Annotated in this window: 17 protein-coding genes and 1 tRNA gene; 8 read left to right on the top strand and 10 right to left on the bottom strand. The window is 64.0% G+C overall.

All coding sequences use genetic code 11. The annotated features are described in order from the left end of the window. Positions 1 to 103 precede the first annotated feature (103 nt). The 7 genes from HPA01S_RS02120 (at position 104) to HPA01S_RS02090 (ending at position 9478) form a co-directional block, all read left to right on the top strand. Positions 104 to 1879, top strand: coding sequence for an acetolactate synthase 3 catalytic subunit (locus HPA01S_RS02120; protein ID WP_066265981.1), 1776 nt, complete (start codon positions 104 to 106; stop codon positions 1877 to 1879). 128 nt (positions 1880 to 2007) lie between these two features. Then, positions 2008 to 2499, top strand: a complete 492-nt coding sequence (gene ilvN / locus HPA01S_RS02115; RefSeq protein WP_066265979.1) for an acetolactate synthase small subunit — start codon at positions 2008 to 2010, stop codon at positions 2497 to 2499. A gap of 147 nt (positions 2500 to 2646) precedes the next feature. Continuing rightward, the gene (gene ilvC, locus HPA01S_RS02110; protein ID WP_066265976.1) at positions 2647 to 3663 is read left to right on the top strand and encodes a ketol-acid reductoisomerase; all 1017 of its coding nucleotides are present in this window, start codon (positions 2647 to 2649) and stop codon (positions 3661 to 3663) included. A gap of 171 nt (positions 3664 to 3834) precedes the next feature. Further along, positions 3835 to 4644: a CDP-diacylglycerol--serine O-phosphatidyltransferase gene (pssA, locus tag HPA01S_RS02105; RefSeq protein WP_066265974.1), complete on the top strand. Its 810-nt coding sequence runs from the start codon at positions 3835 to 3837 to the stop codon at positions 4642 to 4644. A gap of 196 nt (positions 4645 to 4840) precedes the next feature. Then, positions 4841 to 6526, top strand: coding sequence for a 2-isopropylmalate synthase (leuA, locus tag HPA01S_RS02100; protein ID WP_066265972.1), 1686 nt, complete (start codon positions 4841 to 4843; stop codon positions 6524 to 6526). Between the two features lie 40 nt (positions 6527 to 6566). Continuing rightward, positions 6567 to 8108, top strand: coding sequence for a 2-isopropylmalate synthase (locus HPA01S_RS02095; protein ID WP_066265969.1), 1542 nt, complete (start codon positions 6567 to 6569; stop codon positions 8106 to 8108). Positions 8109 to 8284: 176 nt separating this feature from the next. Then, positions 8285 to 9478 (top strand): serine hydrolase, encoded by a 1194-nt coding sequence (locus tag HPA01S_RS02090; RefSeq protein WP_066265968.1) that lies wholly within the window; start codon positions 8285 to 8287, stop codon positions 9476 to 9478. Between the two features lie 84 nt (positions 9479 to 9562). On the opposite strand, the gene HPA01S_RS02085 is transcribed toward HPA01S_RS02090, so the two are convergent. The 4 genes from HPA01S_RS02085 to HPA01S_RS02070 form a co-directional block, all read right to left on the bottom strand. Further along, on the bottom strand, positions 9563 to 10369 hold the full coding sequence (locus tag HPA01S_RS02085; RefSeq protein ID WP_066265966.1) for an IclR family transcriptional regulator: 807 nt from the start codon (positions 10367 to 10369) through the stop codon (positions 9563 to 9565). Between the two features lie 76 nt (positions 10370 to 10445). After that, complete coding sequence (locus tag HPA01S_RS02080) at positions 10446 to 11183, bottom strand: arginyltransferase (protein WP_066265963.1); 738 nt, start codon at positions 11181 to 11183, stop codon at positions 10446 to 10448. Continuing rightward, positions 11180 to 11950, bottom strand: a complete 771-nt coding sequence (gene aat, locus HPA01S_RS02075; protein WP_066265962.1) for a leucyl/phenylalanyl-tRNA--protein transferase — start codon at positions 11948 to 11950, stop codon at positions 11180 to 11182. Before aat ends, HPA01S_RS02080 begins: the two co-directional genes overlap by 4 nt. A 4-nt stretch (positions 11951 to 11954) precedes the next feature. Then, complete coding sequence (locus HPA01S_RS02070) at positions 11955 to 12287, bottom strand: VanZ family protein (RefSeq protein ID WP_174525270.1); 333 nt, start codon at positions 12285 to 12287, stop codon at positions 11955 to 11957. Positions 12288 to 12376: 89 nt separating this feature from the next. Between HPA01S_RS02070 and HPA01S_RS02065 the strand changes: the two genes are divergently transcribed. Then, positions 12377 to 12452 (top strand) — tRNA-Asn (locus tag HPA01S_RS02065). A gap of 81 nt (positions 12453 to 12533) precedes the next feature. Here the strand turns inward: HPA01S_RS02065 and HPA01S_RS02060 are convergent. The 6 genes from HPA01S_RS02060 to HPA01S_RS02035 all read right to left on the bottom strand — a co-directional run bounded on the left by HPA01S_RS02060 (position 12534) and on the right by HPA01S_RS02035 (position 17468). After that, entirely contained in the window at positions 12534 to 13637 is a 1104-nt protein-coding gene (locus HPA01S_RS02060) for an NAD(P)/FAD-dependent oxidoreductase (protein ID WP_066265956.1), read from the bottom strand. 12 nt (positions 13638 to 13649) lie between these two features. After that, positions 13650 to 13979: a ferredoxin FdxA gene (gene fdxA, locus HPA01S_RS02055; RefSeq protein ID WP_066265951.1), complete on the bottom strand. Its 330-nt coding sequence runs from the start codon at positions 13977 to 13979 to the stop codon at positions 13650 to 13652. 109 nt (positions 13980 to 14088) lie between these two features. Beyond that, positions 14089 to 15390 (bottom strand): sulfate adenylyltransferase subunit 1, encoded by a 1302-nt coding sequence (locus HPA01S_RS02050; protein WP_066265949.1) that lies wholly within the window; start codon positions 15388 to 15390, stop codon positions 14089 to 14091. 46 nt (positions 15391 to 15436) lie between these two features. Further along, positions 15437 to 16396, bottom strand: a complete 960-nt coding sequence (gene cysD, locus HPA01S_RS02045) for a sulfate adenylyltransferase subunit CysD (protein ID WP_066265944.1) — start codon at positions 16394 to 16396, stop codon at positions 15437 to 15439. 40 nt (positions 16397 to 16436) lie between these two features. Beyond that, positions 16437 to 17060 carry a phosphoadenosine phosphosulfate reductase domain-containing protein gene (locus HPA01S_RS02040; protein ID WP_066265940.1) on the bottom strand — a complete coding sequence of 208 codons (624 nt, stop codon included), beginning with the start codon at positions 17058 to 17060 and terminating at the stop codon, positions 16437 to 16439. 18 nt (positions 17061 to 17078) lie between these two features. Continuing rightward, positions 17079 to 17468, bottom strand: a complete 390-nt coding sequence (locus tag HPA01S_RS02035) for a DUF934 domain-containing protein (RefSeq protein WP_066265938.1) — start codon at positions 17466 to 17468, stop codon at positions 17079 to 17081. Positions 17469 to 17472: the final 4 nt, after the last annotated feature.

Below are 17472 nucleotides of genomic sequence, written 5' to 3'. Positions count from 1 at the left end.
TGCCCGTTCATGGCCATTGGTCTCAAGTCTCGACACCGCTTCACAAGAGTTGGTCAAGAGGCACCCAAGGTTTTTCGTCAGAGAAATTCTCGAAAGGTTCATCATGGAAATCAGCAAGGCCGAACTGGCCTCGGCTGCCGCCGCATCCGGCGCAGCTTCTCAAGACCTCCGCGGCGCAGAAATCCTCATCAAGGCCCTTCAGGCCGAAGAGGTGAAGTACATCTGGGGTTACCCCGGTGGTGCTGTGCTGCACATCTACGACGCTTTCTACAAGCAGGACACCATCCAGCACGTGTTGGTGCGCCACGAGCAGGCGGCCGTGCACGCGGCCGACGGTTATGCCCGTGCCACCGGTGACGTCGGCGTGGCCCTGGTGACCTCGGGCCCCGGCCTGACCAATGCCGTCACCGGCATCGCCACCGCCTACATGGATTCGATCCCGATGGTGATCATCTCCGGCCAGGTGCCCACGGCCGCGATCGGCCTGGACGCCTTCCAGGAATGCGACACCGTCGGCATCACGCGCCCCATCGTCAAGCACAACTTCCTGGTGAAGGATGCGCGCGACATGGCCATGGTGATGAAGAAGGCCTTCCACATCGCACGCAGCGGCCGGCCCGGCCCCGTGGTGGTGGACGTGCCGAAGGACGTTTCCTTCAACAAGGTGCCCTATCACGGCTACCCCGAGTCGGTGGAGATGCGCTCCTACAACCCGGTGCGCAAGGGCCATGGCGGCCAGATCCGCAAGGCCCTGCAACTGCTGCTGGCGGCCAAGCGCCCGTACATCTACACTGGCGGTGGTGTGCTGCTGGGCAACGCCAGCAACGAGCTGCGCACACTGGTGGACATGCTCGGCTACCCCGTGACCAACACGCTGATGGGCCTGGGCGCCTACCCGGCCTCGGACCGCAAGTTCCTCGGCATGCTGGGCATGCACGGCACGGTTGAAGCCAACAACGCGATGCAGAACTGCGACGTGCTGCTCGCGGTGGGGGCGCGTTTCGACGACCGCGTGATCGGCAACCCCAAGCACTTTGCGCAGAACGAGCGCAAGATCATCCACATCGATATCGATCCGTCGAGCATCTCCAAGCGAGTCAAGGTCGACGTGCCGATCGTCGGCGACGTCAAGGACGTGCTGACCGAGCTGATCAACATGGTCCGCGAGAGCAGCAGCCGGCCGGACGACAAGGCGTTGGGCGAGTGGTGGAAGACCATCGAGACGTGGCGCTCGAAGGACTGCCTGAAGTACGACCGTGGCAACACCGACGTGATCAAGCCGCAGTACGTGGTGGAAACGCTGTGGAACATGACCAAGGACGCCGACGCCTACATCACGTCCGACGTCGGTCAGCACCAGATGTGGGCCGCGCAGTATTACCGCTTCGACGAGCCGCGCCGCTGGATCAACTCCGGCGGCCTGGGTACCATGGGTGTGGGCATTCCCTACGCCATGGGCATCAAGCTGGCCAAGCCCGACGCCGAGGTGTTCACCATCACCGGCGAAGGCTCGGTGCAGATGAACATCCAGGAACTCTCGACCTGCCTGCAGTACAACACGCCAATCAAGATCTGCGCGCTGAACAACCGCTACCTCGGCATGGTGCGCCAGTGGCAGGAAATCGACTACGAAGGCCGCTACAGCCACAGCTACATGGACGCGCTGCCCAACTTCGTGAAGCTCGCCGAGGCCTATGGCCACGTCGGCATGCTGATCGAACGGCCCCAGGACGTGGAGCCGGCGCTGCGCGAGGCGCGCAAGCTCAAGGACCGCACGGTGTTCATGGACTTCCGCACCGACCCGACGGAAAACGTGTTCCCGATGGTCAAGGCCGGCAAGGGCATCACCGAGATGCTGCTGGGTTCCGAAGACCTGTAAGCAGCGCCGCTTTTCTTCCGCGAATCGGTGGCCGGGTGCCGCCGCTTCATCCCCTCAGACGAATCTATTGTCCGCCGAGCCCACGCATTACCGTGCGTGGGGGAGGGCGGCGAAAAGAGGAATCGCACATGAAACACATCATCGCTGTCCTGCTCGAAAACGAACCCGGCGCCCTGTCGCGCGTGGTCGGCCTGTTTTCGGCCCGGGGCTACAACATCGAATCGCTCACGGTGGCACCCACCGAAGACCCGAGCCTGTCGCGCATGACGATCCAGACCACGGGGTCGGACGACGTCATCGAGCAGATCACCAAGCACCTGAACCGCTTGATCGAAGTGGTCAAGGTGGTCGACCTCACCGAAGGCGCCTACACCGAGCGCGAGCTCATGATGGTGAAGGTGCGTGCGGTCGGCAAGGAGCGCGAGGAGATGAAGCGCATGGCCGACATCTTCCGTGGCCGCATCATCGACGTGACCGAGAAGAGCTACACCATCGAGCTCACCGGCGACCAGGGCAAGAACGACGCCTTCCTGGAGGCGATCGACCGCACCGCCATTTTGGAGACCGTGCGCACCGGCGCCAGCGGCATCGGCCGAGGTGAGAGAATCCTGCGCGTCTGATTTTTTCGGGGCTCAGCCTTTGCCTGTTCGCGCTGAGCCTGTCGAAGCCCTGGTCCGCACCCGTGGCGGGCCGAGGTACCGAGAGCCCTTCGACAGGCTCGAGAAGAACGGCACAACCCTTCGATATCTATTCCATTGGAGCAAAGCATGAAAGTTTTCTACGACAAAGACTGTGACCTGTCCCTGATCAAGGGCAAGACCGTCGCCATCATCGGTTACGGCAGCCAGGGCCACGCCCACGCGCAAAACCTGAACGACAGCGGCGTGAAGGTCGTGGTTGGTCTGCGCAAGGGTGGCGCTTCCTGGGACAAGGTCGGCAAGGCCGGTCTGAACGTGTTGGAAGTCAACGACGCGGTCAAGGCTGCCGACGTGGTCATGATCCTGTTGCCTGACGAGCAGATCGCCGAGGTCTACAACAACAACGTCGCGCCGAACATCAAGCAAGGCGCTTCGCTGGCTTTCGCCCACGGCTTCAACGTGCACTACAACCAGGTCGTGCCACGTGCCGATCTGGACGTGTGGATGGTCGCACCCAAGGCCCCTGGCCACACCGTGCGCAACACCTACACCCAGGGTGGCGGTGTGCCCCACCTGGTGGCGGTGCATCAGGACAAGAGCGGCAAGGCGCGTGACCTGGCCCTGTCCTACGCCATGGCCAACGGTGGCGGCAAGGCCGGCATCATCGAGACCAACTTCAAGGAAGAGACCGAGACCGACCTGTTCGGCGAGCAAGCTGTTCTGTGCGGCGGCGCTGTCGAGCTGATCAAGATGGGTTACGAAACCCTGGTCGAAGCCGGCTACGCGCCCGAAATGGCCTACTTCGAATGCCTGCACGAGCTCAAGCTCATCGTTGACCTGATCTACGAAGGCGGCATCGCCAACATGAACTACTCGATCTCGAACAACGCCGAGTACGGCGAGTACGTGACGGGACCCGAGGTGATCAACGAGCAGTCGCGCGTGGCCATGCGCAATGCGCTCAAGCGCATCCAGAACGGTGAATACGCCAAGATGTTCATCTCCGAAGGCCGCACCAACTACCCGAGCATGACCGCCCGCCGCCGCAACACCGCCGATCACAGCATCGAAGTGGTGGGTGCCCAGCTGCGCGCCATGATGCCCTGGATCGCCAAGAACAAGCTGGTCGACCAGACCCGCAACTGATCGTGCCCGGACGCGCTGCCCGCCAGCGCGCCCGCCACACAAAAGGGCCACTTCGGTGGCCCTTTTCGTTTCTGCCATGCGGTGGCGCACTGCCTTACACTGGGCTTTCTGACCCGGTGCGCTGTGCCATAACCCCGGGCCCGCGACACACAAAGTAGCCACAAACCACAGATGCACGACGGAACCGAATCCCACATGACGCCGAGTGAAGAACGGCCGCGCCGCCCCAAGGGCATTTACATGGTGCCCAACATGATCACGCTGGCCGCACTGTTCGGCGGCTTCTACTCGGTGGTCATGGCCATGAACGGCCGCTACGACCTCGCCACGGTGGGCATCTTCGTGGCCATGGTGCTCGACAGCCTCGACGGCCGGGTGGCCCGCCTGACCAACACGCAGAGCGCGTTTGGTGAACAGATGGATTCGCTGTCCGACATGGTGTCTTTTGGTGCCGCACCTGCGCTGATCGCCTACGAATGGACGCTGCGCGACATCGGCCGCTGGGGCTGGATCGCGGCCTTCGTGTACTGCGCCTGTGCCGCCTTGCGCCTGGCGCGTTTCAACGTCAACACCGCGGTGGTGGACAAACGTTTCTTCCAGGGCCTGCCATCGCCTGCGGCTGCCGCCCTGGTGGCCGGCTTCATCTGGCTCATGACCGAACTCGGCGTCGAGCCGCAGGACGTGACCTGGCCAATGTTCGCCATCACCCTCTACACCGGCCTGACCATGGTGACCAACGTGCCGTTCTACAGCTTCAAGGACCTGAGCCTGAAGAAGAGCGTGCCGTTCGCGTCCATCGTGCTGGTGGCACTCGGCATCGCAGTCATCAACATCCATCCGCCAACCGTGCTGTTTGCGCTGTTCGTGGTGTATGGCCTGTCTGGCTATGGCATGTACTTCTGGCGCAAGGCCAAGGGCCGCCCGACCAGCGTGATCAGCACCTCGACCGATGAGCCAGATGAACGTGGCTTGCACGATTGAAGGCTTCAACGCAATACGGCTCGGGCTTGTGATACAGTTCCCAGCATGATTTTTCGCGCTTTCGCTCTACTACTGGGTGTCCGACACGGGCAGGCTTGGTAGCGCGCGCGCATTCCATTCAAAACGGCCCGTTTGCACCCGCAGCGGGCCGTTTGCATTTTGGGGCTGTGGGTTTCGATCACATTGAAAGAGCAGCATGTTGAAACAGCCTTCCAGCAAGTACCCCGCCTTCAAGCCGATTGGCCTCAAGGACCGCACCTGGCCCGACGCCGTGCTCACGCAGGCCCCCATCTGGCTGAGCACCGATCTGCGCGACGGCAACCAGGCGCTGATTGAACCCATGGACGTGGCGCGCAAGCTGCGCATGTTCGACCTGCTGGTGAAGATCGGTTTCAAGGAGATCGAGGTCGGTTTCCCCGCGGCCTCGCAGGTGGAGTTCGATTTTCTGCGCCGCTTGATCGATGAGGGCCGTATCCCGGCCGACGTGACGATCCAGGTGATGACGCCCGCGCGTGAAGAGCTCATCGCCCGCACCGTGGAGTCGTTGCGGGGTGCGCGCAAGGCCATCGTGCACGTCTACAACGCCGTGGCGCCGGTCTGGCGCGAGGTGGTGTTCGGCATGAGCGTGCCCGAGGTGATGGGCCTGGTGCAGCGCAGCGTGGGCCAGATCCGCCGCCTGACCGACGCGCAGCCCGAGACCGAGTGGGTGCTGCAGTATTCGCCCGAGACCTTCAGCATGGCCGAACTGGACGTCTCGGCGCAGGCCTGTGAGACCGCCATCGAGGCCTGGGGTGCGGGCCGACCGGTGATCCTCAACCTGCCGACCACGGTGGAGAACGCCACGCCCAACGTGTTCGCCGACCAGATCGAGTGGATGAGCCGGCGCTTTGCCGACCGGCCCAACGTGATCCTGTCGGTGCACCCGCACAACGATCGCGGCACCGGCACCGCCGCCGCCGAACTGGCCTTGATGGCCGGCGCGCATCGCGTGGAGGGCTGCCTGTTCGGCAACGGCGAACGCACCGGCAACCTCGATGTGGTGAACGTCGCGCTCAACCTGTATGTGCAAGGCGTCTCGCCGAACCTCGACTTCTCCGACATCGATGCCATCCGCTCCGAGGTGGAGCATTGCAACCAGTTGCCGGTGCACCCGCGCCATCCCTACGTGGGCGAGCTGGTCTACACCTCGTTCTCGGGTTCGCACCAGGATGCGATCAAGAAGGCGTTTGCGGTCCGCAAGGACGGCGATGTGTGGGCCATTCCCTACCTGCCGATCGACCCCAAGGACCTGGGCCGCAGCTACGAGGCGGTGATCCGCGTCAACAGCCAGTCGGGCAAGGGCGGCATGGCCTATCTGCTGGCCAGCGAGTACGGCCTGGAGCTGCCGCGGCGCCTGCAGATCGAGTTCAGCCAGGCGGTGCAGGCCGTCATGGACGCGGCGGGCAAGGAACTGTCGGCGGCCGACCTCTGGCAGATCTTCGAGCGCGAGTACGGCTTGGCCGATGCACCGGTGCCCTTGCAGCCGGTGATGCAGGACGTGGACGGTCAGAGCGTGCGGGTCTCGGCGCGGCTGGAACTGGCTGACGGGCCGGTGGCGGTGGACGGGCAGGGCAACGGCCCGATCGAAGCCTTCGTCAACGGCCTGGCCGCGGCCACCGGCCGGCAGCTTCGCGTGCTCGACTACCATGAGCATGCGATCGGCTCGGGCGCCGAAGCGCGCGCCGTCGCCTATGTCGAATTGCGCGTCGATGACAGCCGCACCTTGTTCGGTGTGGGCATCGATGCGAACATCGTCTCCGCGTCCTTCAAGGCCATCGTGTCCGGCCTGCAGCGCGTGGCGCCGTCATCGAACCAAACATCCGAGATCCAGCAGGTCGGCTGAACCGACCGGCCCACGAACACCCTTCCAACGGAGCCTCCCCATGAGCGACAAACTGATCATTTTTGACACCACCTTGCGTGACGGCGAACAGTCGCCCGGCGCGTCGATGACCAAGGACGAAAAGCTGCGCATCGCGCGCCAGCTGGAACGCCTGAAGGTGGACGTGATCGAGGCCGGTTTTGCCGCCAGCTCCAATGGCGATTTCGACTGCGTGCAGGCCATCGCCAACACCATCAAGGACTCCACCGTGTGTTCGCTGGCGCGCGCCAACGACCGTGACATCGCGCGTGCGGCCGAGGCCCTGAAGGGGGCGCAGAGCGCGCGCATCCACACCTTCATCGCCACCAGTGCCCTGCACATGGAGAAGAAGCTGCGCATGACGCCCGAGCAGGTGCTGGAGCAGGCCAGGCAGTCGGTGCGATTTGCGCGCAACCTGGTGAGCGACATCGAATTCAGCCCGGAAGACGGTTACCGCAGCGACCCCGACTTTCTCTGCCGCGTGCTGGAAGCCGTGATCAAGGAAGGCGCCACCACGCTGAACATTCCCGACACCGTGGGTTATGCGATTCCCGAGCTGTACGGCGAGTTCATCCGCACGCTGCGCGAGCGCGTGCCCAACTCCGACAAGGCCATCTGGTCGGTGCACTGCCACAACGACCTCGGCATGGCGGTGGCGAACTCGCTGGCCGGTGTGAAGATCGGTGGCGCGCGTCAGGTGGAATGCACCATCAACGGCCTGGGCGAACGCGCCGGCAACTGCTCGCTGGAAGAAATCGTGATGGCCGTGCGCACGCGGCGCGACTACTTTGGCCTGGAGGTCGGTGTGGACGCGACGCAGATCGTGCCGGCCAGCCGCATGGTCAGCCAGACCACCGGTTTCGTGGTGCAGCCCAACAAGGCCGTGGTGGGCGCCAACGCCTTCGCGCATGCCAGCGGCATCCACCAGGACGGCGTGCTCAAGGCGCGCGACACCTACGAGATCATGCGCGCCGAAGACGTGGGCTGGAGCGCCAACAAGATCGTGCTGGGCAAGCTCAGTGGCCGCAATGCGTTCAAGCAGCGCCTGCAGGACCTGGGCATCGAGATGGAGTCGGAGAGTGAGATCAACACCGCGTTTGCGGCGTTCAAGGAACTCGCCGACCGCAAGAGCGAGATCTTCGACGAGGACATCCTGGCCCTGTGCAGCGACGAGAGCGTCACGGCGGAGAAGGAGCAATACGGCTTGGTGTCGCTCAAGCAGCGCAGCGAGACCGGTGAGCGCCCGCATGCCCACGTGGTTTTCACCGTCGATGGCACCGAGATCCATGGCGAAAGCGATGGCAACGGGCCTGTGGACGCATCGCTCAAGGCGATCGAACTGCACGTCAAGAGCGGCGCCGAGCTGGTGCTGTACTCGGTCAACGCCATCACCAGCGGATCGACCGAAAGCCAGGGCGAAGTGACGGTGCGCCTGCAGCACGGCGGACGCGTGGTCAACGGCGTGGGCGCAGATCCGGACATCGTGGTGGCTTCGGCCAAGGCGTATCTGAGCGCACTCAACAAGTTGCACAGCAAATCTGACCGTGTCGCGGCGCAGGGATAAAAATCTATAAGAATCAAAGACTTGGGTGAAATTGTTTCTTGATCTTTGGAATTGGTGCCAAAAGTAGCATCTGTTCCACTGATCAATCAAGACAGCAACCCAAGCAATTGATATTGCTAGTTTTTTTCTGCTTGTCTATACTCCGGTCCTGCGCAAATCTGTTGTTGGAGTAAGCCATGGTCATCGGCGTTGATCGCTTTCGCAAAATCCTGCTGGCCACGGCCGTTGCCGGCTGGGTGATCCTCTCGATCGCGCCGACACCCGCCACCGCGGCAACGCAGGCCAAAACGGCGAAGACCAGCAAAAAAGCGGTTGCGGCCAAACCTGTGGCCAAACGCACCGTCGCCGCCAGCGCCAAGAGCAAACCCCAGCAAACCGCCAAGGCGAAGGCCAACCCCACGGCCCGTACGCCGGTGGTGGCATCTCGCAAGACGCAGCAAGGCCGCGTCAAGGTGCAGATTGCGGCAGGCAAGACCACTTCGCTGCACAAGGTGGCGGTGCAACGCAAGCCCACCGAGGCGCGCGCGGCCGTGGTGCGCGCTGCCGTGGCGCCCCGACTTTCGGAAGGTGAGCGCCTCGGCCTGCGTTCCCTCGGCGACCACGCGCTCGAGCTCAATTCCAGCGTCGCCCTGGTGGTGGACCAGGCCACCAACGAAGTGCTGTTCAGCAAGAACGATGCGGCCGTGTTGCCGATCGCTTCGTTGACCAAGTTGATGACCGGCCTGGTGGTGGCCGACGCGCACCTGAACATGCAGGAGATGATCACCATCACGACGGACGATGTGGACACCTACAAGGGCAGCAGTTCGCGCCTGGCCGTGGGCACCACGCTGAGCCGTGGCGAACTGATGCACCTGGCTCTGATGTCCAGCGAAAACCGCGCCGCTCACGCACTGGGCCGCACCTATCCCGGTGGTCTGAACGAATTCGTGCGCCTCATGAACCGCAAGGCGGTCGAGCTCGGCATGTTCGACACGCGCTATGTGGAGCCCACCGGCCTGTCCAGCTCCAACCAGTCCAGCGCACGCGACCTGGCCACGCTGGTGTCGGTCGCCTACCAACGCCCCATCCTGCGCAACCTGTCGACCTCGCCCAGCCACGAAGTGGACCTGGGTCGCCGCACGCTGCACTACAACAACTCCAACGGCCTGATCAAGAACCCGTCCTGGGACATCGGCCTGCAGAAAACCGGCTACATCTCCGAGGCTGGTCGTTGCTTGGTGATGCAGGCCACGGTGGCCGGTCGGCAGCTGATCATGGTGTTCCTGGACGCCACCGGCAAACTCAACCGCATGCAGGACGCCGAGCGCGTGCGGCGTTGGGTGGAAGTGCAGAACGACGCGCGCCAGCTGGTGCGTCCGCAAGGCTGAAGCCCGCGGGCTCACTGCCCATGAAAAAAACGGCCCCGCGGGGCCGTTTTTTCATGGGGCTTCAAACGCTGCAAGCGATGGTGCTCAGCGCGCGTAAGCCACCAACGGTTCCGGAATCTTCGGGCAACCCAGGGCGGCGGAGATGTCGGCCGCAGTAGAGCGCAGCTTGGGCACCCAGTTTTCATCGATGCGATCGGCCGGCGCGGAAATCGACAGGCCCGCCACCAGCTTGCTCTGGTCGTCGTAGATGCCGGCGGCCATGCAGCGCACACCCAGCTCCAGTTCTTCGTTGTCGCGCGCCACGCCGGCTTGTCGGCATTGCAGCAGCTCGCGTTCCAGCGTGCTGAGTTGCGTCAGGCTGTTGCGCGTATTGCCGGCCAGACCGGTGCGGGTTGCATAAGCGCGCACGCGTTGCGGCTCGTCGTCGGCCAGGAACAGTTTGCCCACCGAGGTCAGGTGCAGCGGTGCACGGCCACCGATGGCCCGCACCACCTGCATGCCCGAGCGTTCACTGTAGGCGCGCTCAACGTACACGATCTCGTCGCCCTGGCGCACGCTGAGGTTGACCGGCTGCTGGATCAGCTTGTGCAGCTCGCGCATGGGCAGCAGCGCGGCATCACGCACGCTCAGGCGTGCCTTCACCAGATTGCCCAGTTCGAGCAGCCGCATGCCGAGGCGGTAACTGCCGGCCTCGGGGCGATCGACAAAACGGCCGATCGTGAGGTCATTGAGGATGCGGTGTGCTGTTGAGGGGTGCAAGCCGGTTTTTTCGCTGATCTCTTTCAGCGACACCGGCTCTTCGCGAGACGCCAAAACCTCCAGCAGGTTGAACATGCGTTCGATGACCTGGACGGTGGGCGTACTGGGAGGGGACTCGGAGCGTTTGGTCATGGTGGCCTGAAGTTGTGCGCGATTTTACAAGATGAAATCGCCATACGCCGCAGCATGCGGGGCAACCGTGCCCACGTCAGCGGTTTTCGACCCAGCGGCCATTCACCAGCAGCTCGTGGGGGCGAAAGCCTGCCTTGTAGCTCATCTTGCTGCTCTGTGCGATCCAGTAGCCGAGGTACACATGCGGCAAATCCAATGCGCGTGCCTGCTCAATCTGCCACAGCACACTGTAAGTGCCATAGCTGCTTTTTTCTTCCGGTTCGTAGAAGGTGTAGACCGCGGACAGGCCGTCGTTGAGCACATCGATGATGGACACCATCTTCAATGTCGGCGGCTGGCCGTCGATACCGGGTGCATGGAACTCCACCAACCGCGAGTTGACGCGGCTCTGCAGCAGGAACTGGGTGTACTGGTCGATGCTGTCGTGGTCCATGCCACCGCCAGCGTGCCGGCTGTTCTGGTAGCGCAGGTAGAGCTGGTAGTGCTCGGGAATGAAGCAGAGCTTGAGCACACGCGTTTGCAGGGCGCCGTGTTGCGCCCTGGAGCGGCGTTGGCTGCGGGTCGGTGAAAACGTGGTCACCGGCACACGCAGGGGCACACAGGCCTGGCAGCCGTCGCAATAGGGGCGGTAGGTGAACATGCCGCTGCGGCGAAAGCCGTGCGTCACCAGATCCGAGTAGGCGTCGTTGTGGATCAGGTGGCTGGGCGTGGCCACTTGCGAGCGTGCCTGCCGATCGGGCAGGTAGCTGCAAGGGTAAGGCGCTGTCGCGTAAAACTGCAGCGCCTGAAGCGGGAGTTCTTTGAGATGGGTCACGCCTGAGAACCGTCTTCAGAGAGAATGTGCTGCCAGTATATGGGCGTGAAATTCCAGCGCGGGGTCGGGTGCAGCAGTGCCATCCGCACATGGCGCGAGAAGGCGTCTCGGGCCATCAGCTTGCCGCCGAGCGAGGCGAGGTGGGCGGTGTTCTGCTGGCAATCGATCAGGGGCAGCGCATGGGCGCGGCAGAAGCCGACCAGTGCGGCGAGTGCGATCTTGGATGCGTCGCTTCGGCGGCTGAACATGGATTCGCCGTAGACCATCGCGCCCAGGTTGATGCAATAGAGACCGCCTGCAAGTTCGCCGTCTATCCAGGTCTCCACGCTGTGCGCCACGCCGGTCTGGTGCAGGCGCACGTAAGCATCGACCATGGCGGGCAGGATCCAGGTGCCGCTCTGGCCGTCGCGCACGGTGTGCGCGCAGGCCTTGATGACGCGCTCGAAGCCGTGGTCAAAGCGCACCTCCAGGCGGCCTTCGCGCAACAGCCGCATGATGGTCTTGCGCAAGGAGCGGTGCAGACGGAATGCCGCCGTTTCCAGCACCATGCGCGGGTCGGTGCTCCACCACAGGATCGGTTGGCCTGCGCTGTACCAGGGGAAGATGCCACGCGAGTAGGCTGCCACCAGGGTGGGTACGTCCAGCACACCACCGGCCGCCAGCAGACCCGGCGCCGGGTCGGTTTCCTTCCAGGCTTCTTCGACCGGAGGAAACGCCTGCCCGGGCTCAAGCCAGGGCAAAGCGCGGTTGGGTGGACTCTGCGACATGCCGCTATTGTGCGCGGCGGCCAAAGGCTTTCAAGCGCTGTGTCGGCAGCACGTTGCGCAGACCAAACCACAGCAGCGCGCCCAGTGCAATGCCCACCCCATCGGCCAACAGGTCCAGCCACTCACCATAACGCCAGCCTGTGGCGGCTTGCGCCAGTTCGATGGCGCCGCCGTAGAGCAGCAAGCACGCGGCCAGACGCCAGGGCCGCTCGGGGTAGGCGAGCAATCCGATCAAGGCCAGCCAGCCGAAGCCAAACGCATGTTGCGCCTTGTCCCAGATGTTGAAAGTCTGCGGCGGCAGCATGGTGACGGGCACGAGTGAAGCGATGGTGAGCATCATCAAACTCAGCCAGAAAAGTACTTTGAACAAAGAGATTGGGCGTGACATAAAAAATTGGCAAAAACAACGCTATAATTCGAGGCTGTTCCCTGATAGCTCAGTCGGTAGAGCGACGGACTGTTAATCCGCAGGTCCCTGGTTCGAGTCCAGGTCGGGGAGCCATAGACAGACAGACAAAGGCCTTCTTCGGAAGGCCTTTGTTTTTGGTGCCACTCGCTCAGCGAATGGCCACCGATACCGGCCTCAGTCAAAGACCGGTGAATCCACCCCCAGTACTTTGTGCAGCTTCGGGCTGGTGGTTGTGTATTGCAGCATCACCTGCTTGTCGGGGAAGACGATGGGTGCTGCGCCGTAGGCTGCGAGTGCGCATTCGTGGAAGCCCGAGAGGATCAGCTTCTTCTTGCCCGGGTAGGTGTTGATGTCGCCGACGGCGAAGATGCCGGGGATGCTGGTGGAGAACTTCTCCGTGTCCACCACCAGTTGTTTGCGCTCGATGTCCAGGCCCCAGTCTGCGATCGGGCCGAGCTTGGGCGAGAGGCCAAAGAACACCAGCAGCATGTCAGCCGGCACCACACGCGTGACGCCATCGGCGCCGGCGACCTTGATGGCGCTGAGCCGGCCCGCCTGTTCCTCGAAGCCGTTGACCTGGCCGACCACGAACTGCATCTGGTGTTGCTCGCAGAGCGCGCGCATCCTGGCCACGGAGGCGGGCGCGGCCTGGAAGCCGTCACGGCGGTGCAGCAGGATCACGCTCTCGGCGCGGTGCGGCCCTTCGCTGGCGAAGTGCAGTGCCCAGTCCAGTGCGGAGTCGCCACCGCCGACGATGACCAGTTGCTTGCCGGCAAACTGCGCCGGGTTGCGTGCGTTGTAGAACAGCTGTGTGCCGTTGAAGCGGTCGATACCCTCAACCTTCAGCGGACGCGGCTGGAAGGCGCCCACGCCGGCTGCGATGAACAGCGTTTTGGTGAGAAAGCGGTTGCCTTGTGATGTGCCGACGAGGAATCGCCCGTCTGGCTGAGGCTGCACTTGGCTCACTTCCTGGCCCAGGTGGAAGGATGCGCCGAAGGGTTTGATCTGTTGCAGCAGGCGCTCGGTCAGCTCCTGGCCGGTGCACACCGGAATGGCCGGAATGTCGTAGATCGGCTTGTCGGGGTACAGCTCGGTCGGTTGCCCGCCCGGGTAGGGCAGGGCGTCAATCACGTGGGACTGGATTTCCAGCAGGCCCAGCTCGAACACCTGGAACAGGCCCACGGGGCCGGCCCCCACGATGACGGCATCGGTTTCGATCGCGCCGTCTAACGTATGGGGGTGTGAGGGGATGGGGTGTGCGTTGGGCTCCGGCGTCATCGTGCGCTGAGCTTAGCGCACCAGCTCCGACAGCTTGTCGGTGCGGTCTTTCCATTCTTCGGCATCGTCCAGCGCAGCCTTGCGCTTGGTGATGCTCTTCCAGCCTGGCAGGCGCGCCAGATCGGCGTTGAGCGCGATCATGTGCTGCTGGTCCTTGGGCAGGTCTTCTTCGGCGTAGATGGCGCTCACCGGGCACTCGGGGATGCAGACCGCGCAGTCGATGCACTCATCCGGATCGATGGTGAGGAAGTTCGGACCTTCGCGGAAGCAGTCCACTGGGCAAACGTCCACACAGTCGGTGTATTTGCAGCGGATGCAGGCTTCGGTGACAACGTGAGTCATGGTGTTCTGGAGAATCGGTGGAAGCCGTGATTTTAGGCGGTCCGGCGGAGCCGGGCCGCAGCGTGGCCCTTGCCAGGGAGAAGCGAAAGGGCATGCGTGGCGGCTGGCCTCATTGCACCAGCAGCGCGCCGGCCGTGCGGTGGCTGGCGGTGTCGACCAGCACCAGTGAGCCGAGGGCTCGCGACTGCGCAAAAGGCAGGGTGGCCAGGGGCTCTTGCAGGCTCAGTTCGATGTGGCCGATGGCGTTGGGTTCGAGCTGCGTGGCGTCTTCTTCTGCCAGCGTGTGGATGTCGAGGCGGTGCACGATGCGCTTGATCTTGGCCTTGACCCAGCGGTGGCCGTGCAGCGCCCAGTACACGCGGCCGGGCACCAGGGTTTCGTCGTCGAGCCAGGCGACCGTGGCGCGGATCTCGCGGCTGCCCGCGAGGGCGCCGCCTTCGCCGTCGGCGAGCAGCCAGTCGCCGCGCGAGACGTCGACCTCGCGGTCGAGCACGATGCCGGCGCTGTGGCCGGCCTGCACGCCTTGTGGCTGGCGCACGTGGTTGAGCACCTGTGCCACCACGGCGGTTTGTCCGTTGGGCAGGATGCGCACGGCCTGGCCGGCCTGCACGTTACCGGTGGCGACGCGGCCCCAGAACACGCGTCGGCCTTTGGATGTGTCGGCCGAGCTGCTGAACTTCTCCACCCATTGCACGGCAAAGGCGAACGGCAGCTCGCTGTCGGCCGGCGTGACCGGCAGGCCTTCGAGGATCTGCAACAGCGTGGGGCCGTTGTAGCCGCACCAGTTGGTTTGCTCGCTGGCGTCGACCACGTTCCATCCCTTGAGGGCGGAGACCGGCACGATGGCGGTGACTGGAATGCCGGCCTGTTCGGCGAACTGGCGCAGTGCCGCTCCGATGTGCTCAAAAGCCAGCGTGCTGTCTTCGACGGCATCGAGCTTGTTGACCGCAAACACCACCGAAGGCACACGCAGCAGCTTGAGCAACAGGCTGTGGCGGCGCGTCTGCGGCAGCAACTTGAGTGCGGCATCGGCCCAGGCCAGTTTGGTGGCGTCGACCAGCACGACGGCGGCGTCGGCGCTGGATGCGGCGGTCACCATGTTCCGCGTGTACTGCTCGTGGCCAGGGGCATCGCCAATGATGAACTTGCGCGCCTCGGTGCTGAAGTAGCGGTAGGCCACGTCGATGGTGATGCCCTGTTCGCGCTCGGCAGACAGGCCGTCGGTGAGCAGGGCAAGGTCGGTCTGGCCCTGGCGCTGCACGCCGGCCAGGTGGTCTTGCAGCACGGCTTTGCTGTCCACCAGCAGGCGGCCGATCAAGGTGCTTTTGCCGTCGTCCACGCTGCCGCAGGTGATGAGGCGCAGGGCGGAACGGGTGTCCTGGGCGGTGGGAATGTGTTCAACAGTCGTCATGGCGATCTTTCTGCGAGAGATGTCTGTTCAAGGGCGGCGCGGGGCGTCAAAAGTACCCGTCCTTTTTGCGCTTCTCCATCGAGGCGTCGGAGGTCTTGTCGTCCATGCGGGTTGCACCGCGCTCGCTCACTTCGGCGGCCAGGGTTTCGATCACGATGTCGTCGGCCGAGGCGGCCAGGCTCTCGACCGGTGCCGTGCAGGTGATGTCGCCGACGGTGCGGAAGCGCACGTCGCGCACCTGCACCGTTTCACCGTCGCGCGGCGGTGTGAGTTCGGTCACCGGCATCAGCAGGCCGCGGCGGTCCACCACTTCGCGCTTGTGCGTGTAGTAGATCGAGGGCAGGGCGATGTTCTCGCGGGCGATGTATTGCCAGACGTCCAGCTCGGTCCAGTTGCTGATCGGGAACACGCGGAAGTGTTCGCCCGGCTGCAGGCGCGTGTTGAACAGCGTCCAGAGTTCGGGGCGCTGGGCCTTGGGCTGCCATTGGCCGAAGCTGTCGCGGTGGGAAAAGATGCGCTCCTTGGCGCGTGCCTTTTCTTCGTCGCGCCGGGCGCCACCGATCAAGGCGTCGAAGCGGAACTCTTCAATCGCTTCCAGCAGCGTCACCGACTGGTGCACGTTGCGGCTTTCGCCCGGGTGCGCCAGGCGCACGGTGCCGCGTGCCATGGAGTCTTCGACATTGCGCACGATCAGCTCGGCGCCCAGTTCCTTCGCGCGCAGATCACGGAAGTCGGTCACTTCAGTGAAGTTGTGGCCGGTGTCGATCATCAGCAGCGGGTAGGGGATGCGACCCACGCCAAAGGCTTTCTCGGCACAGCGGAGCATGACGAGCGAATCCTTGCCGCCAGAGAAGAGCAGCGCGGGGCGCTCGAAGGCGGCGGCAACTTCGCGCAGGACGAAGATGGTTTCTTCTTCCAGCGCGTCCAGGTGGGCATTGCTCAGGTGGTGGTCGCTGGCGTGTTGCAGCGCGGTCTGGATCACGGCGGTTTCGGTGCGGGCGTTCATGGGTGTGGGGAACCTTGGTTCAAGCTCGGATCGGTGCGGTTCAGTGGGCCAGATGAAGGCCGCACTCGCGGTTGTCTTCGGCCTTGGTCGGGTCCTGGTAGTCGAAGTTGTTGGGCAGGCCATGGTCTTCGCAGTACTGGTGCAGCTCTTTGGAAGACCAGTGCAGCAGCGGCGCCACCTTGATCAGGCCATCCGGGTTGATGCTGACGGGGTCCATCTGGGCGCGCACTGCGGTGTCGGTGGCGCGCAGCGCGGTGAACCACACCTTGGGTGCCGTCTCGCGCAGCGCGCGTGCAAAAGGCTCCAGCTTCACTTCCTCCGTGAAGGCGGCATGGCGCGGGTCGTCGAGTGCCGGTGCCGGGCCGTCCACCGCTTCCTGGTGCGCGCGCGAACGGCGCGGCAGGTAGATGCGCAGGTTCAGATTCAGCTGCTTGCTCACTTCGTCGGCAAAGCGGTAGGTGGCTTCGGTGTTGTAGCCGTTGTCCATCCAGATCACGGGCACATCGGGCTTCACGCGTGTGACCAGGTGCAAGATCACGGCCTCGAACGGGCGGAAGTTGGTGGTGACGATGGCGGGCTGGCCCAGGCCGAGTGCCCACGCCACCAGCCCGGAGGCGTTGCGGCCCAGTTCGGCGTTGACTTGTGCGAGGTCGATGCTGCTCATGGTGTCGGCTTTCGGTGCTCAGGCGGTGGCAAAGTGCGGCGAGGTGTGCACCGCGTCGCCCTGGTAGAAGGCCGGGTAGTGCGCGAGCAGCGCCTGACCGTGGGCCAGGTTCTGGTCGGCACGCAGCACGGCCTGCGTGAAGCCGCTGCGCTGCATCTGCACCAGCTGGTCGATCAGCACGTCGCCGGTGGCGCGGATCTGGCCGTTGAAGCCCAGGCGGCGGCGCAGCAGGAAGGCCTGGCTGAAAGCGCGGCCATCGTTGAACTTGGGAAAGTGCAGTTCGATCACGCGGATGCCGCTCAGGTCGGCCTCGCGCGGGTCTGCGTCGTTGGCGATGGCAAGGCGTTCTGCCTCGGCTTCGATGGCGGTGAACGCGTCGGCGCTGAAGAGTTGGAGGTTCTGGCTCATGGGG

The sequence above is a fragment of the Hydrogenophaga palleronii NBRC 102513 genome (assembly GCF_001571225.1).
Classification (GTDB): Bacteria; Pseudomonadota; Gammaproteobacteria; order Burkholderiales; family Burkholderiaceae_C; genus Hydrogenophaga; species Hydrogenophaga palleronii.
This window is presented reverse-complemented; position numbering and strand designations above follow the sequence as displayed.

Excerpts from the sequence above, each read along its gene's own strand:
- cysD (WP_066265944.1), bottom strand. The coding sequence starts at position 16,396 with ATGAACGCCCGCACCGAAACCGCCGTGATCCAGACCGCGCTGCAACAC.
- pssA (WP_066265974.1), top strand. The coding sequence starts at position 3,835 with ATGCACGACGGAACCGAATCCCACATGACGCCGAGTGAAGAACGGCCG.
- HPA01S_RS02095 (WP_066265969.1), top strand. The coding sequence starts at position 6,567 with ATGAGCGACAAACTGATCATTTTTGACACCACCTTGCGTGACGGCGAA.
- leuA (WP_066265972.1), top strand. The coding sequence starts at position 4,841 with ATGTTGAAACAGCCTTCCAGCAAGTACCCCGCCTTCAAGCCGATTGGC.
- HPA01S_RS02040 (WP_066265940.1), bottom strand. The coding sequence starts at position 17,060 with ATGAGCAGCATCGACCTCGCACAAGTCAACGCCGAACTGGGCCGCAAC.
- aat (WP_066265962.1), bottom strand. The coding sequence starts at position 11,950 with ATGTCGCAGAGTCCACCCAACCGCGCTTTGCCCTGGCTTGAGCCCGGG.
- HPA01S_RS02120 (WP_066265981.1), top strand. The coding sequence starts at position 104 with ATGGAAATCAGCAAGGCCGAACTGGCCTCGGCTGCCGCCGCATCCGGC.
- HPA01S_RS02050 (WP_066265949.1), bottom strand. The coding sequence starts at position 15,390 with ATGACGACTGTTGAACACATTCCCACCGCCCAGGACACCCGTTCCGCC.
- HPA01S_RS02035 (WP_066265938.1), bottom strand. The coding sequence starts at position 17,468 with ATGAGCCAGAACCTCCAACTCTTCAGCGCCGACGCGTTCACCGCCATC.
- fdxA (WP_066265951.1), bottom strand. The coding sequence starts at position 13,979 with ATGACTCACGTTGTCACCGAAGCCTGCATCCGCTGCAAATACACCGAC.
- HPA01S_RS02090 (WP_066265968.1), top strand. The coding sequence starts at position 8,285 with ATGGTCATCGGCGTTGATCGCTTTCGCAAAATCCTGCTGGCCACGGCC.
- HPA01S_RS02060 (WP_066265956.1), bottom strand. The coding sequence starts at position 13,637 with ATGACGCCGGAGCCCAACGCACACCCCATCCCCTCACACCCCCATACG.
- HPA01S_RS02070 (WP_174525270.1), bottom strand. The coding sequence starts at position 12,287 with ATGCTCACCATCGCTTCACTCGTGCCCGTCACCATGCTGCCGCCGCAG.
- ilvC (WP_066265976.1), top strand. The coding sequence starts at position 2,647 with ATGAAAGTTTTCTACGACAAAGACTGTGACCTGTCCCTGATCAAGGGC.
- ilvN (WP_066265979.1), top strand. The coding sequence starts at position 2,008 with ATGAAACACATCATCGCTGTCCTGCTCGAAAACGAACCCGGCGCCCTG.
- HPA01S_RS02085 (WP_066265966.1), bottom strand. The coding sequence starts at position 10,369 with ATGACCAAACGCTCCGAGTCCCCTCCCAGTACGCCCACCGTCCAGGTC.